The sequence below is a fragment of the Chromobacterium sp. LK11 genome (genome assembly GCF_001043705.1).
GTDB classification, from domain to species: Bacteria; Pseudomonadota; Gammaproteobacteria; order Burkholderiales; family Chromobacteriaceae; genus Chromobacterium; species Chromobacterium alkanivorans.
Genome location: NZ_LDUR01000006.1, coordinates 117136 through 130826, shown reverse-complemented (window position 1 = coordinate 130826; position 13691 = coordinate 117136). Strand labels below are relative to the sequence as shown.

The 13691-nt window shown below is 66.8% G+C and carries 16 protein-coding genes; 10 read left to right on the top strand and 6 right to left on the bottom strand.

What is annotated here, in order from left to right; genetic code table 11:
* Positions 1 to 235, top strand: a 235-nt coding sequence (locus VK98_RS03925) for an HAD family phosphatase (RefSeq protein ID WP_048412773.1), incomplete at its 5' end; no start/stop codon positions are given.
* A gap of 89 nt (positions 236 to 324) precedes the next feature.
* Here VK98_RS03925 and VK98_RS23605 read toward each other — a convergent pair.
* On the bottom strand, positions 325 to 687 hold the full coding sequence (locus VK98_RS23605; RefSeq protein WP_156187751.1) for a hypothetical protein: 363 nt from the start codon (positions 685 to 687) through the stop codon (positions 325 to 327).
* Here VK98_RS23605 and VK98_RS03920 point away from each other — a divergent pair.
* From VK98_RS03920 to VK98_RS03885, 8 genes are all read left to right on the top strand, one after another.
* On the top strand, positions 674 to 1288 hold the full coding sequence (locus VK98_RS03920; RefSeq protein WP_048412772.1) for a MotA/TolQ/ExbB proton channel family protein: 615 nt from the start codon (positions 674 to 676) through the stop codon (positions 1286 to 1288). The genes VK98_RS23605 and VK98_RS03920 overlap by 14 nt on opposite strands.
* A 2-nt stretch (positions 1289 to 1290) precedes the next feature.
* Positions 1291 to 1704 carry a biopolymer transporter ExbD gene (locus tag VK98_RS03915; RefSeq protein ID WP_048412771.1) on the top strand — a complete coding sequence of 138 codons (414 nt, stop codon included), beginning with the start codon at positions 1291 to 1293 and terminating at the stop codon, positions 1702 to 1704.
* Between the two features lie 4 nt (positions 1705 to 1708).
* Complete coding sequence (lpxK, locus tag VK98_RS03910; RefSeq protein WP_048412770.1) at positions 1709 to 2728, top strand: tetraacyldisaccharide 4'-kinase; 1020 nt, start codon at positions 1709 to 1711, stop codon at positions 2726 to 2728.
* The gene (locus VK98_RS03905; protein ID WP_048408720.1) at positions 2718 to 2900 is read left to right on the top strand and encodes a Trm112 family protein; all 183 of its coding nucleotides are present in this window, start codon (positions 2718 to 2720) and stop codon (positions 2898 to 2900) included. Before lpxK ends, VK98_RS03905 begins: the two co-directional genes overlap by 11 nt.
* On the top strand, positions 2897 to 3670 hold the full coding sequence (kdsB, locus tag VK98_RS03900) for a 3-deoxy-manno-octulosonate cytidylyltransferase (protein WP_048412769.1): 774 nt from the start codon (positions 2897 to 2899) through the stop codon (positions 3668 to 3670). The genes VK98_RS03905 and kdsB overlap by 4 nt, the downstream gene beginning before the upstream one ends.
* 70 nt (positions 3671 to 3740) lie before the next feature.
* Complete coding sequence (gene adk, locus VK98_RS03895; protein ID WP_048412768.1) at positions 3741 to 4397, top strand: adenylate kinase; 657 nt, start codon at positions 3741 to 3743, stop codon at positions 4395 to 4397.
* 216 nt (positions 4398 to 4613) lie between these two features.
* Positions 4614 to 5231: a hemolysin III family protein gene (locus VK98_RS03890; RefSeq protein WP_019100472.1), complete on the top strand. Its 618-nt coding sequence runs from the start codon at positions 4614 to 4616 to the stop codon at positions 5229 to 5231.
* 247 nt (positions 5232 to 5478) lie between these two features.
* Complete coding sequence (locus tag VK98_RS03885) at positions 5479 to 6672, top strand: amino acid aminotransferase (RefSeq protein ID WP_048412767.1); 1194 nt, start codon at positions 5479 to 5481, stop codon at positions 6670 to 6672.
* Between the two features lie 125 nt (positions 6673 to 6797).
* On the opposite strand, the gene VK98_RS03880 is transcribed toward VK98_RS03885, so the two are convergent.
* Positions 6798 to 7625, bottom strand: a complete 828-nt coding sequence (locus VK98_RS03880; protein WP_048412766.1) for a LysR family transcriptional regulator — start codon at positions 7623 to 7625, stop codon at positions 6798 to 6800.
* 115 nt (positions 7626 to 7740) lie between these two features.
* On the opposite strand from VK98_RS03880, the gene VK98_RS03875 reads away from it, so the two are divergent.
* Positions 7741 to 8463 carry an SDR family oxidoreductase gene (locus VK98_RS03875; protein ID WP_043589302.1) on the top strand — a complete coding sequence of 241 codons (723 nt, stop codon included), beginning with the start codon at positions 7741 to 7743 and terminating at the stop codon, positions 8461 to 8463.
* Between the two features lie 150 nt (positions 8464 to 8613).
* On the opposite strand, the gene VK98_RS03870 is transcribed toward VK98_RS03875, so the two are convergent.
* The 4 genes from VK98_RS03870 to VK98_RS03855 form a co-directional block, all read right to left on the bottom strand.
* Positions 8614 to 9378: a DeoR/GlpR family DNA-binding transcription regulator gene (locus VK98_RS03870; protein WP_048412765.1), complete on the bottom strand. Its 765-nt coding sequence runs from the start codon at positions 9376 to 9378 to the stop codon at positions 8614 to 8616.
* Between the two features lie 58 nt (positions 9379 to 9436).
* A complete protein-coding gene (locus tag VK98_RS03865; protein ID WP_231589200.1) occupies positions 9437 to 10534 on the bottom strand; it encodes an NAD(P)/FAD-dependent oxidoreductase in 1098 nt (365 codons plus the stop codon).
* A gap of 361 nt (positions 10535 to 10895) precedes the next feature.
* Positions 10896 to 12284, bottom strand: coding sequence for an aminopeptidase P family protein (locus VK98_RS03860; protein ID WP_048412764.1), 1389 nt, complete (start codon positions 12282 to 12284; stop codon positions 10896 to 10898).
* Between the two features lie 105 nt (positions 12285 to 12389).
* Positions 12390 to 13595: a benzoate/H(+) symporter BenE family transporter gene (locus VK98_RS03855; protein WP_048412763.1), complete on the bottom strand. Its 1206-nt coding sequence runs from the start codon at positions 13593 to 13595 to the stop codon at positions 12390 to 12392.
* Positions 13596 to 13691: the final 96 nt, after the last annotated feature.

The following is a 13691-nucleotide window of genomic DNA, read 5'->3' as shown; positions in this document are numbered from 1 at the left end:
CCGCGTCAGCGGCGTGCCCAGCTTCCAGCAGGGCAAGATCACCCGTTTGCAGCAGTGGCTGGACGAGCGCGGCCTGAGCATGGACAGCTACGGGCAGAGCTTTTTCTACAGCGATTCGCACAACGATCTGCCCCTGCTGAAGCTGGTCGACCATCCGGTGGCGGTGGATCCGGACGACACCCTGCGCGCCCACGCCGAGCAGCAGGGCTGGCGCGTGATTTCGCTGCGGGATTGAGGCGCGGCAATTATCCACAGCGGCGGCTGAATAACCTTGTGGATAACTGTGTGGATCGCTTGCCGGGGCTTGGCTTTTGCTGGCAAAGGTTAAAAAAGCGGCAGCCCCCAATCGCGGTCGCGAAATTGATAGATTTGCTTGAAAGCCTTGCCTGGCGGGGCTTTCGTCAAGTTGAGTTTCGAGCGCCGCCGACGAAATAGGGCGAGAATTCGAAAGCCTTTATAAAAGATGGGTTTAGGCGGCTTTGTTGACAACTCTGCGTAGTTTTCGCCGCTAAGCGCCTGTTTGCGGTCGCGGCGATGAGCGCGCGCCGCGACGCCGGTTGCTGAACCGGCATGGATGCCGCTAAAGTTCAGGGTCTGCCGCGCCGGGTTTCGCCAAGGTGAAACCGGCGCGGCAGACCCTAGTGTTTGCAATCGTTTTTCGGAGAACCTCCTCGTGTGGTCAATCATTGAAGCGGCCGGCTGGCCGATCTGGACCATCATCGCCGCCTCGGTCGTGTCGCTGGCGATTATCTTTGAACGGTTGTTCAGCCTGAGAAAGAGCAGCGTGGCGCCGGAGGGCCTGCTGGGGCAGGCCTTGCAGGAATACCGCCGCGCCGGCGCCAGCGACGAGCTGTTGCGCAAGCTGCAGGAACATTCGCCGCTGGGCCGCCTGTTCTGCGCCGGTCTGCGCAACGTCGGCGGCAATCGCGAAGTGATGAAGGAAGCGATCGAGGACGAGGGCCGCGTGGTGGCGCACCAGCTGGAGCGCTTGCTGACCACGCTGGGCACCATCGCCGCGATGGCGCCCTTGCTGGGCCTGCTGGGCACGGTGATAGGCATGATCGAGATCTTCGGCTCGCAGTCGCCGGCCGGCAACAACCCGCAGGCGCTGGCGCACGGCATTTCCATCGCGCTGTACAACACCGCCTTCGGCCTGATCGTGGCGATTCCCAGCATGATGTTCTATCGCCATTTCCGCTCCAAGGTGGACGGTCTGCTGGTGGAGATGGAGTCGCAGGCGGTCAAGCTGGTGGAAGTGCTGCACGGCGAGCGTAAAAACGGGGGCTGAGCATGAATTTCCGCCGAGGCCGCAGTCGCGAAGAGCCCGAGATCAACTTCATTCCGCTGATCGACGTGCTGCTGGTGATCCTGATCTTCCTGATGGTCACCACCACCTATTCCAAGTTCGCCGAACTCAAGATCAATCTGCCGGCCGCCCAGGGCGAGCAGGCCAAGACCAAGTCGTCGGAAATCACCGTGGCGGTGGCCGCCAACGGCGAGATGGCGGTGGGCGAGGCCAAGCTGGCCGCCGGCGACAAGGCGGCGCTGCTGAACAAGCTGAAGGACGACGCCGCGGGCAAGACCGATGTGATCGTCATCGTCAACGCCGACGCCAAGGCCACGCACCAATCAGTGGTGACGGTGATGGAGGCGGCGCGCGAGGCCGGGCTCAACCAACTGACTTTCGCCACCCGTTCGCAATAGCCGCATGCATTGGATAGAACGGCAATGGTATCGGCCGCGCTGGTGGCTGACAGCCCTTCTGGCTCCGCTGGAAGGGCTGTTTGCCCTGTCGGCGGCGGCCAGGCGGCTGGCTTATCGCCGCGGCTGGCTGCGCGCCGAGCGCTTGGACGCGCCGGTGGTGGTGATAGGCAACATCAATGTCGGCGGCGTCGGCAAGACGCCGTTGACCCTGGGGCTGTTGCGCGATTTGCAAGGCGAAGGCGTCAAGGCGGGCGTGATCAGCCGCGGCTACGGCGGCAGTCATCGCCAGCCCACGCTGGTGCGGCCGGACAGCGCGCCGGAGGAGGTGGGCGACGAGCCGCTGTTGCTGGCCGCCGGCGGCGCGCCGGTGGTGGTGGGCCGCGACCGCGTCGCCGCCGGCCGCCATCTGCTGGCGCTGCACCCTGATGTGCAACTGATTCTGACCGACGACGGGCTGCAGCATTACCGGCTGCGCCGCGATCTGGAGATCGTGGTGCTGGACGGCGCGCGCGGCGGCGGCAACGGGCGCTTGTTGCCGGCCGGTCCCTTGCGCGAGCCGTGGTCGCGGCTGGCCGCGGCGGGCGCGGTGGTGGTCAACGGCGGCGACGCCGGACTGGACTTGCCGGCCGGGCCGCGGCGCTTCGCCATGCGCTTGCGCCCGGCGGCTTTGCAGCGGCTGGACGCGCCGGAGGAGACGCGGGCGGCGGCGGATTTCGCCGGCCTGAAGTTGGCGGCGATGGCCGGCATTGGCCATCCGCAGCGCTTTTTCGACACGCTGGCCGGCTTGGGCCTGCGGCCGGAGCTGTGCCTGGCCTGGCCCGACCATCATCAATTCGAGGCCGCCGACCTGCCGGCCGACGTGGACGCGGTGATCGTCACCAGCAAGGACGCGGTCAAGCTGCGGCGGGTGATTCATGATGCAGCGCAGCGTGCTAGACTATGGGTTTTGCCGGTTCAGGCGGAGTTGGAGCCTGATCTGAGCGCTTGGATTCTGGATCGACTGAAGATAAAACATGGACGCTAAATTCCTGGACATCCTGGTGTGCCCGCTGTGCAAGGGTCCGCTGGTTTTCGACAAGGCCAAGCAGGAACTGGTCTGCAAGGGCGACCGGCTGGCTTACCCGATCAAGGACGGCATCCCGATGATGCTGGAAGCCGAGGCCCGCGAGCTGGCGCCGGAAGAAGAGATAAAATGAGCCGCGGCTTTTGCGTGGTGATCCCGGCGCGCCTGGCGTCCAGCCGCTTGCCGGGCAAGCCGCTGGCCGACATCGCCGGCATGCCCATGGTGGCGCGGGTCGCCGCGCAGGCGGCCAAGAGCGGCGCGAGCCGGGTGATCGTGGCCACCGACCACGAGGATGTGCTGTCCGCCTGCCGCGCGCACGGCGTCGAGGCGCTGATGACGCGCGCCGACCACGCCAGCGGCACTGACCGGCTGGCCGAAGTGGCGCAGGCGCTGAACCTGGCCGACGATGAGATCGTGGTCAATGTTCAGGGCGACGAGCCCTTGATCGATCCGGCCTTGATCGACCGGCTGGCGGCGCTGCTGGCCGCCGGCGACGCGCCGGTGGCGACCTTGGCGCATCCGTTCCGCGACGCCGCCGACATGTTCAATCCCAATGTGGTCAAGGCGGTGCTGGACCACGCCGGCCGCGCGCTGTATTTCAGCCGCGCGCCGATTCCCTATGCCCGCGACGCCTTCGCACAGGATGCGAGCGCGCTGCCCGCGGACCTACCGGTGCTGCGGCATATCGGCATGTACGCCTATCAGGCGGGTTTTCTGAAGACCTATAACCGTTTGGATCCGGCGCCGCTGGAGCGTTTCGAAGCGCTGGAGCAGTTGCGGGTGCTGTGGCACGGCTTCGCCATCAAGGTGGCCGTGGTCGAGTCCGCGCCGCCGGCCGGCGTGGACACGCCGGAGGATCTGGAGCGAGTGCGCCGCTTGCTGGGCGACGGACGGAAGCCATAAGCCGGGCCGCGTCGGCGCGGCCCGGATTTCGATATCAAATCATCTTATTCAAATTGACGGAGCGATCTTCATGCGACTGATCCTGTTGGGGGCGCCTGGCGCAGGCAAAGGCACCCAGGCCAATTTCATCAAGGAAAAATTCGGCATCCCGCAAATCTCCACCGGCGACATGCTGCGCGCCGCGGTCAAGGCCGGCACGCCGCTGGGCCTGGAAGCCAAGGCGATCATGGACGCCGGCGGCCTGGTGCGCGACGACATCATCATCGGCCTGGTCAAGGAGCGCATCGCCGACGCGGATTGCGCCAACGGCTTCCTGTTCGACGGCTTCCCGCGCACGATCCCGCAAGCCGAGGCGATGATCGCCGCCGGCGTGGACATCGACTACGTGGTGGAGATCGACGTGCCGGACGCGGCCATCGTCGAGCGCATGGCCGGCCGCCGCGTGCACCTGGCCTCCGGCCGCACCTACCACATCAGCTTCAACCCGCCGAAAGTGGCCGGCAAGGACGATGTGAGCGGCGAAGAGCTGGTCCAGCGCGACGACGACCGGGAAGAAACCGTGAAGAAGCGTCTGGCGGTTTACCACGAACAGACCGCGGTGCTGGTGGGCTTCTACGGCGAGCGCGCCGCCAGCGGCGACGCCAAGGCGCCGAAATACATCAAGATCGACGGCACCCGCGCGGTGGAAACCGTGCGCGACGAGGTGCTGAAGGCGCTGGGCGTCTGAGCCGCGGCCGGTTGGCGATCCGCTGAGCGATCGTCGACAGGCGCCGGATTCGCCGTGTAAGCAAAAGCGGGCCTGCGGCCCGCTTTTGTTTTGGCGCGTCGAGAAAGGGCTGGCGCGCCGGCGGCAACAGGCGGACAATTGAACCCGGAGCCCGCTAGCGGCTCCAAAAGTTTTTGCACGTCAAGCCGGAGCGATGCCGGCGCAAGGATAATACCTATGTATCACGGGGAACGTTTCAACGGGATTTCCCATTTGATCGGCACCTTGCTGGCCATTACCGGCCTGGTGGTGCTGGTGACCATGGCCGCGCGCGAGGGCGACCCCTGGAAGGTGGTCAGCTTCAGCCTGTACGGCGCCACGCTGGTGGCCCTGTATCTGATCTCCACGCTGTACCACAGCTTCCGCGGCCGCGCCAAGGCGGTGCTGCAGAAGTGCGACCATTCGGCGATCTACCTGCTGATCGCCGGCAGCTACACGCCGTTCGCGCTGGTGACCCTGCGCGGCGCCTGGGGCTGGAGCCTGTTTGGCGTCAGCTGGGGCCTGGCCGTGTTCGGCATCATTCAGGAGCTGACGCTGGGACGGCGCACCCGGCTGCTGTCGATGATTCTCTACGTGGTGATGGGCTGGCTGGTGCTGGTGGCGCTGCCGCCGCTGATTGAGTCGCTGCCCAGCGGCGGGCTGTTCTGGCTGGCCCTGGGCGGGATTCTGTACAGCGTCGGCATCTACTGGTTCCTCAACGACGAGAAAATCCGCCACGGCCACGGCATCTGGCATCTATTCGTGCTGGGCGGCAGCGTCTGCCAGTTTGTCAGCGTTTTGTTCTACGTGGCCTGAGACGCTGCGCAAAGTCCGCCGCGCTGCGTCAGCGGCGCGGGGAGCGCGGTCACCTATCATCGTTCCGCTTTCTCAGCGGTTTTCGCCTTGTGTCGCCTTAGCTCGCAAGATCGTAAACACGTTCTATAAGAGCGGCTAACACTGTCAGCCCACGTCTGAGGCAAGTCGGCGCAACGCAGCGTCAGAGGCTTGTTAGCCGTTCTAAATGGTTGCACGAGGCGATACCACACTACTCAAGGAGAAACGCATGTTTCAGCACGTCGACGCCTACGCCGGCGATCCCATCCTGTCGCTGGTCGACGCCTTCGGCAAAGACCCGCGCGGCGACAAGGTCAACCTCAGTATCGGCCTGTACTACGACGAGCAGGGCCGCATTCCGCGCCTGCAGGCGGTGCAGCAGGCCGAGGCCAAGCTGGCGGCCCAGCCGACGCCGCCTTGCACTTATCTGCCGATGGACGGCCTGCCGGCCTACCGCAAGGCGGTGCAGGAGCTGCTGTTCGGCGCCGCGCACCCGGCGCTGACCGCCGGCCGCATCGCCACAATCCAGACCCTGGGCGGCTCCGGCGCGCTGAAAGTGGGCGCGGACTTCCTCAAGCGCTATTTCCCCGATGCCCAGGTATGGGTCAGCGATCCGACCTGGGACAACCACGTGGCCATCTTCGAAGGCGCCGGCATCGCGGTCAATCGCTATCCCTATTTCGACGCGCAGACCCGCGGCGTGGACTTCGCCGCGATGCTGGCGACGCTGGAAACCCTGCCGGCCGGCAGCATCCTGTTGCTGCATCCGTGTTGCCACAACCCCACCGGCTCGGACCTGGACAATGCGCAGTGGGACCAGGTGGTGGCGCTGGCCAAGCGCAAGCAGCTGATTCCCTTCATGGACATCGCCTACCAGGGCTTCGGCGCCGGTTTGGAAGAGGACGCCTACGCCATCCGCGCGATGGCCGACGCCGGCGTGTCCTTTCTGGTCAGCAACTCCTTCTCCAAGATCTTCTCCTTGTACGGCGAGCGCTGCGGCGGCCTATCGGTGGTGTGTCCGAGCCAGGCCGAGGCGGAGCTGGTGTTGGGCCAGCTCAAGGCCACGGTGCGCCGCAACTACTCCAACCCGCCCACCACCGGCGCGCGCTTGATCGCCACCGTGCTGGGCGACGCCGAGCTCAAGGCGCTGTGGCTGTCCGAGGTGAACGAGATGCGCGGCCGCATCCTGGAAATGCGCGGCATCCTGGTGGAGGTGCTGAAGCAGGCGCTGCCGGAGCATGACTTCGCCTACCTGGTCCATCAGCGCGGCATGTTCAGCTACACCGGCTTCAACCAGGCGCAGGTTGACGTCTTGCGCGAGCGTTTCGGCGTCTACCTGGTGGGCACCGGCCGCATGTGCGTGGCCGGGCTGACCCGCGCCAATGCGCCTTATGTGGCTAAGGCTTTCGCCGCGGTGCAGTAAGACCCGCTAACAAAACCCCTGATCCTGCGTTGCGCCGGCTTGCCGTACTCAAGGTACTGGCTACGTCGGCGCGTCTTGCCTCAGCCGTAAAACCGAGTTTTGTCAGCCGCTCTTAAAACAGCTCCTCAGCCGGCGGCCAGGCCTTGTTTCAAACGGGCCAGCGCCGGCTTGGCCAAGGCGTCCGGCGCGTAGCACAGGCCGACGCGGCGGCTGAGCGCCGCCTGTTCCAGCCGGCAGCTCCACAGGCCGGGCTGGTCCTGGGCCAGCCCCTGTGGGACAAAGGCGATGCCGGCGCCGGCCGCGGCCAGCGTCGCCGCCTGTTGCAGGCTGGCGCAGCGCGCCGCCACCGCCAGCTCCCGCGCCGCCTCGCCCAGCAGGCTGGCGAAGCGCTGGTGCGAGGGGTGGTCCGGGCAGGCGATCAGGTCCTGGCCCAGCAATTGTCCCGGCCGCAGCAGCGGCTGCCCCGCCAGCGGCGCGTCCGCGCGCATCGCCAGCACATACTCCTCTTCCCACAGCGGCAAGAACAACTCGTCCTCGCAACGGTTGGCTTCCTCGTCCAGCCGCGCGTCGCCGGCGCAACCCGCCGCCAGTTCCAGCAGCAAGCCGTCCACCGCGCGGTAAGCCGTCGCCAGCACGCGCGCCACGTCGGCTTGACCTAGGTCCGCCGCCACGCCCAGCGTCAGCGGCAGGCAGTCCTGCCGGCCGCGAAACAGCTGCGCCAGGCCGTCGGCTTCCTCCACCAGACGCCGCGCCGCCGGATACAGCAGCCGGGCGGCGTCGGTCACTTCCACGCCGCGCGGCTGGCGCTGAAACAGCGTGGCCCCCAGCTGTTCTTCCAGTTGCCGGATGGTGGCGGACAGCGCAGGCTGGCTCAGGTAGAGGCGCGCCGAGGCCTGGGTGATGTTGCGCTCTTCGAACACGGCGATGAAGGCTTTGAGCGAGCGTATATCCATAAGTTAAACCGATGACAGCAAGTGGAATAAACGATTTTTCGTCGAATCGACAGCGGATTATAGTGCTGCTCAAGGATTTGTTATCAGTTATTTCTATTGCTAAAGGAGTGTTGTCATGAGTAAAGCCTTGATCGTCATCACCGGCGCCAGTTCCGGCATCGGCGCCGCCACCGCCCGCCTGCTGTCGCAGCAAGGCCATCCGCTGTTGCTGCTGGCCCGCCGGGTCGAACGCCTGGAGGCGCTGGCGCTGCCGAACACGCTGTGCCGCGCGGTGGACGTGACCGACCGCGCCCAGCTGGCCGCCGCGGTGGCGGAGGCGGAAGGCCGCTTCGGGCCAGTGGACGCCATTATCAACAACGCCGGCGTGATGTTGCTGGGGCTGATGGCCGAGCAAGCGCCGGAAGAGTGGAAAACCATGTTCGACGTCAATGTGCACGGCCTGCTCAACGGCATCCACGCGGTGCTGGGCGGCATGGTGGAGCGCAAGCGCGGCACGGTGATCAATATCAGCTCGGTGGCCGGACGCAAGACCTTCCCCAACCATGTGGCCTATTGCGGCACCAAGTTCGCGGTGCACGCGATGTCGGAGAATCTGCGCGAGGAAGTGGCGGACCACGGCGTGCGCGTGGTGACGATCGCGCCGGGCGCGGTGGACACCGAGCTGCTGTCGCATACCAGCAGCGAGGCGATCAAGGCCGGCTACGAGGCCTGGAAACAGGAAATGGGCGGCGTGCTGGCGGCCGAAGACGTAGCCAGCGCCATCGTCTACGCCTATCAGCAGCCGCAGAACGTGTGCATCCGCGAGATCGTGCTGGCGGCGACGCGGCAGCAGCCTTAAGAACGTGTTTACGATCTCGCGAGCTAAGGCGAGACAAGGCGAAAACGAGCGAAAAAGCGGAATGTACTCGTGGTACATGAGCATTTTGAGCTCGGTTTCAACGCCGTATCGCCGACGCGCAGCAGATCGTAAACAGGTTCTAAGGGTTTGTCAGTCCGCCACGTATAACTGAGTCTCCGCCTCCCGCATCAACTCGACGACGGCGGGCGGCGGCGGCTGGTCGGTGAACAGCGCGTCTATTTGCGACAGATGGCCCAGTTCCACCAGCGCCGGACGGTCGAACTTGCTGTGGTCGGCGGCCAGGAACACGTGGCGCGATTGCTGGATGATGGCCTCGGCGCTGCGCACTTCGCGGTAGTCGTAATCGCGCAGGGTGCCGTCCAGCTCGATGCTGGAAATGCCGATGATGCCGTAGTCGACGCGGAACTGGCGGATCAGCTGCACCGTGGCTTCGCCGGTGATGCCGCGGTCGCGCTTGCGCAGCATGCCGCCCAGCACGATGACTTCGCAGTCAGGGTAGTCGCACATGGTGTCCGCCACGTGCAGATTATTGGTGATCACCCGCAGGCCGCGGTGCTGGTGCAGCGCCTTGGCCACCTCCTCGGTGGTGGTGCCCAGATTGATGAACAGCGAGGCGTTGTCCGGGATCTGACGCGCCAGGCATTCAGCGATGCGGCGCTTTTCGTCTATGCACAGCACCTGCCGCGCCTGGTAGGCGACGTTCTCCACGCTGGACAGCACGCTGGCGCCGCCGTGGTAGCGTTGCAGCAACTGGTGCTCGGCCAGCAGCGCGATGTCGCGGCGTATGGTCTGCCGGGTGACGGAGAAATGTTCGGCCAGCTTTTCCACGCTGACATAGCTGTCGCGCTTGACCATGGCCAGCAGTTCCTGCTGGCGTTGATTCAGAATGAGCATAAGCGGCAAGGCGGCGGGTTGAGACCGTCCGATTGTAAGCGGACAACTCGTCCCGGCGCTATGCCGTCAGCGTTGCCGCCGCGTATTCGGCCAGCGCCAGGCTGGCGGTGAGGCCGGGGGATTCGATGCCGTAGAGCTGGAGCAGGCCGGGCACGCCGTGCTGCGCCGGCCCCTGGATCAGAAAATCCGCGTCCGCCGCGCCGGGGCCGGCGATCTTGGGGCGGATGCCGGCATAGGCCGGGGCCAGCGCCTGCTCGGGCAGCGCCGGCCACCAGCGGCGGATGCCGGCGTAGAAGCGATCGGCGCGCGCCGGGTTCACCCGGTAGTCGATGTCGTCCACCCACTCCAGATCCGGGCCGAAGCGCGCCTGGCCGGCCAGGTCCAGCGTCAGATGGGTGCCCAGGCCGCCGGCCTCGGGCAGCGGGTAGATCAGGCGCTGGAACGGCGAGCGGCCCTGCAGCGCAAAATAGACGCCGCGCGCGTAATAGGGCTTGGGGATAGTTTCACGTGGAACCCCGGCCATGTTGGCCGCCACCCGCGGCGCCCAAGGGCCGGCGGCGTTGACCACCAGCCGCGCGCGCAGCCGCATGCCGGCGATGTCCAGCTCCAGCCCGTCGCCGGTGACGCGGCCGCCGTGCAGCGGCGAGTTCAGCGCCAGCGTCGCGCCGTGGGCCTCGGCGTCGGCCAGCAGAGCCAGCATCAGGCCGTGGCTGTCTATTATGCCGGTGGATGGCGACAGCAGTGCGGCGCGGGCCCGCAAGGCCGGCTCCAGCGCTTGCAGTTGTTCCGCGTCCAGCCAGCGCAGATCGGTCACGCCGTTGGCGGCGGCGCGTGCTTGCAAGGCTTGCAGCCGCGGCAATTCGGCGTCGTCGACGGCGACGACCAGCTTGCCGCAGCGTTGGTGGGCAATGGCGCGTTGGGCGCAGTAGTCGTACAAGCGTTGGCGGCCAGCCACGCACAGCCGCGCCTTCAGACTGCCGAGCGGATAGTAGAGCCCGGCGTGGATCACTTCGCTGTTGCGGCTGGACGCATGCTGGCCGATGGCGCTTTCCGCTTCGACGACGACGACTTCGCGGCCGGCGATTGCCAATTGCCGCGCCACGGCCAGGCCGATCACGCCGGCGCCTATCACCACGCACTCTACCTGTTCCATCATCGCTCCCGGCTGCTTAGAACCTGTTTACGATCTGCTGCGCGTCGTGAAGCCCTGCACGGTGAGTACCAGCTCAAAATGCTCATGTACCGCGCGTACATTCCGTTTTTCGCTAGTTTTCGTCTTGTCTCGCCTTAACTCGCGAGATCGTAAACACACTCTTAGACCCGCTAACAACCCCCCTGATCCTGCCTTGCGCCTCTTGGTCGTACCAGTGCTACTGCCTGCGTCGGCGCGCCTTGGCTCAGCTTCTCTGCGAGGTGTTGTTAGCGGTTCTTAGTCTGCAGATGGTGCGCCTTGGCATCCGCGGCGTCCATATGCAAAGCCGCCCGTGGGCGGCTTTGAACTGGCGTGGCGGCTAGACTCAGCCGGCCATCGCGGCTTCGACTTCTTCCGCCGTCCGGGGAATCGGCGCGCCCAGCACGCGGCTGCCGTCGGCGGTGATCAGCACATTGTCCTCGATGCGGATGCCGCCGAAGTCGGCGTACTCGCGGAACTTGGCGAAGTTGATGTACTGGCTGTGGCGGCCTTCCTTCTCCCAGGCTTCGATCAGCGCCGGAATGAAGTACATGCCGGGCTCCACCGTCACCACCATGCCGGCTTTCAAGGCCTTGCCCAGGCGCAGGTAGCCCAGGCCGAACAGCGGGCTGCGCTCGGTGTCGTCGCCGTAGCCCACCAGGTCTTCGCCCAGGCCTTCCATATCGTGCACGTCCATGCCGATCTGATGGCCCAGGCCGTGTGGGAAGGCGATGGCGTAGGCGCCGGATTCGACGATGTCCTTGGCGTCGCCGCGGAAGAAGCCCAGCGCGCTCATTCTTTCCACCATCAGCCGCGCCGACAGCTTGTGCACGTCCAGATAGCGCACGCCCGGCTTCATCGCCTCGATGGCGGCCAGCTGCATGTCCAGCACGATGTTGTACAACTCGCGTTGGCGCGGGCTGAACTTGCCGCCCACCGGGAAGGTGCGGGTGATGTCGCTGGCGTAGCCGCCGCCGGAGGTACAGCCGGTGTCGTTCAGCGCCAGGTCGCCGCTTTCCAGGCGGTTGTCGTGGTGATGGTTGTGCAGCACTTCGCCGCGGCGCGAGAAGATGGACGGGTAGGCCAGCTGCCAGTCGCGGCGGCGCATGATGCCTTCCATTTCGCCTACCACCTCGTATTCCATCACCCCGGGTTTGGCGTGGCGCATCGCGGCCACATGCATGTCGCGGGTGACCGCCAGCGCGGCTTCCATTTCGGCGATTTCCTCGTCGCCCTTGATCTCGCGCAGCGCCACCACGGCGTGGGTCAGCGGCGTGGAGAAGCCGTCCTTGACCTGGGCCGGGTGCACGTCCAGCAGGCGGCCCATTTCGATCAGGGTCTCGCCGCGGTAGGGCGCCAGGTAGTGCACGGCGCGGCCGGCGGCGCGCGCGGCGGCCACCGCGGCGGCCAGCTCGGCGTAGGCGCGGCTCTGCTCCAGGCCGGCCAGCGCGGCGCGTTCGGCCAGGCTGGGCAGCGGGCCGGTCCAGACGATGTCGGCCACGTCCGGATCGTTGCCGAACAGCGTCGCTTCGCCGCTGTCGGCGTCGATGAGGCCGGCCAGGCCCGGCTCGTTCAGGCCGAAGAAGTAGCGGAAGCTGGAGTCCTGGACAAAGGGCAGGGTGTTGTCGTGGTAGTTCATCGGCGAATCGACATTGCCGACAAACAGCAGCAGGCCGGACAGGCCGGCCGCTTGCAGACGGGCGCGGCGTTGCGCGTATACGGTGGCAGCGAACATGGTTTCCTCGAGGGTGGGCAGGGTCCGCCCGGTTCGGTCGCCGCGCGGAATATTGTATCCAGTCCCTTAACTTATCACGCCCGCCGCCGGGCTGCCAGTGCCGCTTCAGCCGCGTTGGCCGACGGCGGCTTCGGCCTGTCGGGACTTGGCCGGGCGCAGGATCAGCGCCACCGCGCCGCCGGCCAGCAAGGCCCACAGCGGCGCGCCCAGGCCGGCGATGCTGACGCCGGAGGCGGCCACCACGAAGGTGATCAGCGCCGCCTCGCGTCGGCCTTCGTCGCCCAGCGCCGCGCTCAGCGAGGACGCCAGGGTGCCGAACAGCGCCAGTCCGGCTGCGGTGGCCACCAGCGCCTTGGGCAAGGTCAGGATCAGGCTGGCCAGCGCGCCGCCGGCCGCGCCTATCGCCAGATAGAGCGCGCCGCAGATCACGCCGGCCACGTAGCGGCGCTTGGGGTCGGGATGGGTTTCCGGACCGGTGCAGATGGCGGCGGTGATCGCCGCCAGCACCACGCCGTGGCCGCCGAAGGGCGCGGTCAACATGGAGACCGCGCCCAGCAGCGACACCGGCGAGCGCGCCGGAATGTGGTAGCCGGAGGAGGACAGCACCGCCATGCCGGGCAGGAACTGGCCGGTCAGCGCCACCAGCGCCAGCGGCAGGGCCAGGTTGAAGAAGGCGCTCCACGACCACTGCGGCGCGGTGAACAGCGGGCCGCCGCCGCCGCCGTGGGTCGGCAGCGGCTGAAACAAGCCTTGCGCCGCCGCCAGCGCGAGGCCCAGCAGGATGGCCGCCGGCAAGGCGTAGCGCGGGAAGAAGCGGCGGCCGACGAAGAACAGCGCGGCCATGCTGACCACCAGCAGCGGGTCGTGGCCGGCGGCGCTGGCGAGTTCGGCGACGAAGCGGAACAGGATGCCGGCCAGCATCGCCGCCGCCAGCGCGGCGGGGAAGACTTTCATCAGCCGGTCGAACAGGCCGCTGACGCCCAGCAGGGTGACGATGGCGGCGGCGGCCAGGAAGGCGCCTACCGCCTCGCCGTAGGGCACGCCGGGCAGGGCGGCCAGCAACAAGGCCGCGCCGGGGGTGCTCCAGGCGGTGATCACCGGCGCCTTCCAGCGCCAGGACAGCCACAGGCCGGCCAGGCCGGAGCCGATGGACACCGCCCAGATCCAGGAGCCTAGCTGGGCCGGGGACAGGCCGGCGGACTGGGCGGCGTGGACGATGATGAGGAAGGGGCCGGAGTAGCCGACCAAGAGGGCCAGCACCGCGGCCAGCGCGGCGGAGGGCGACAGGTCGCGCCAGAAGGTGGACGGCATGATGCGCTTTCTTGCGATGAAAAGTAGCGCCCAGCCTAGCGCAAGCGTTGGTTCGCGCCTTCCCACAGCCGGCGCAAACAGTTTATGCTGCGCACA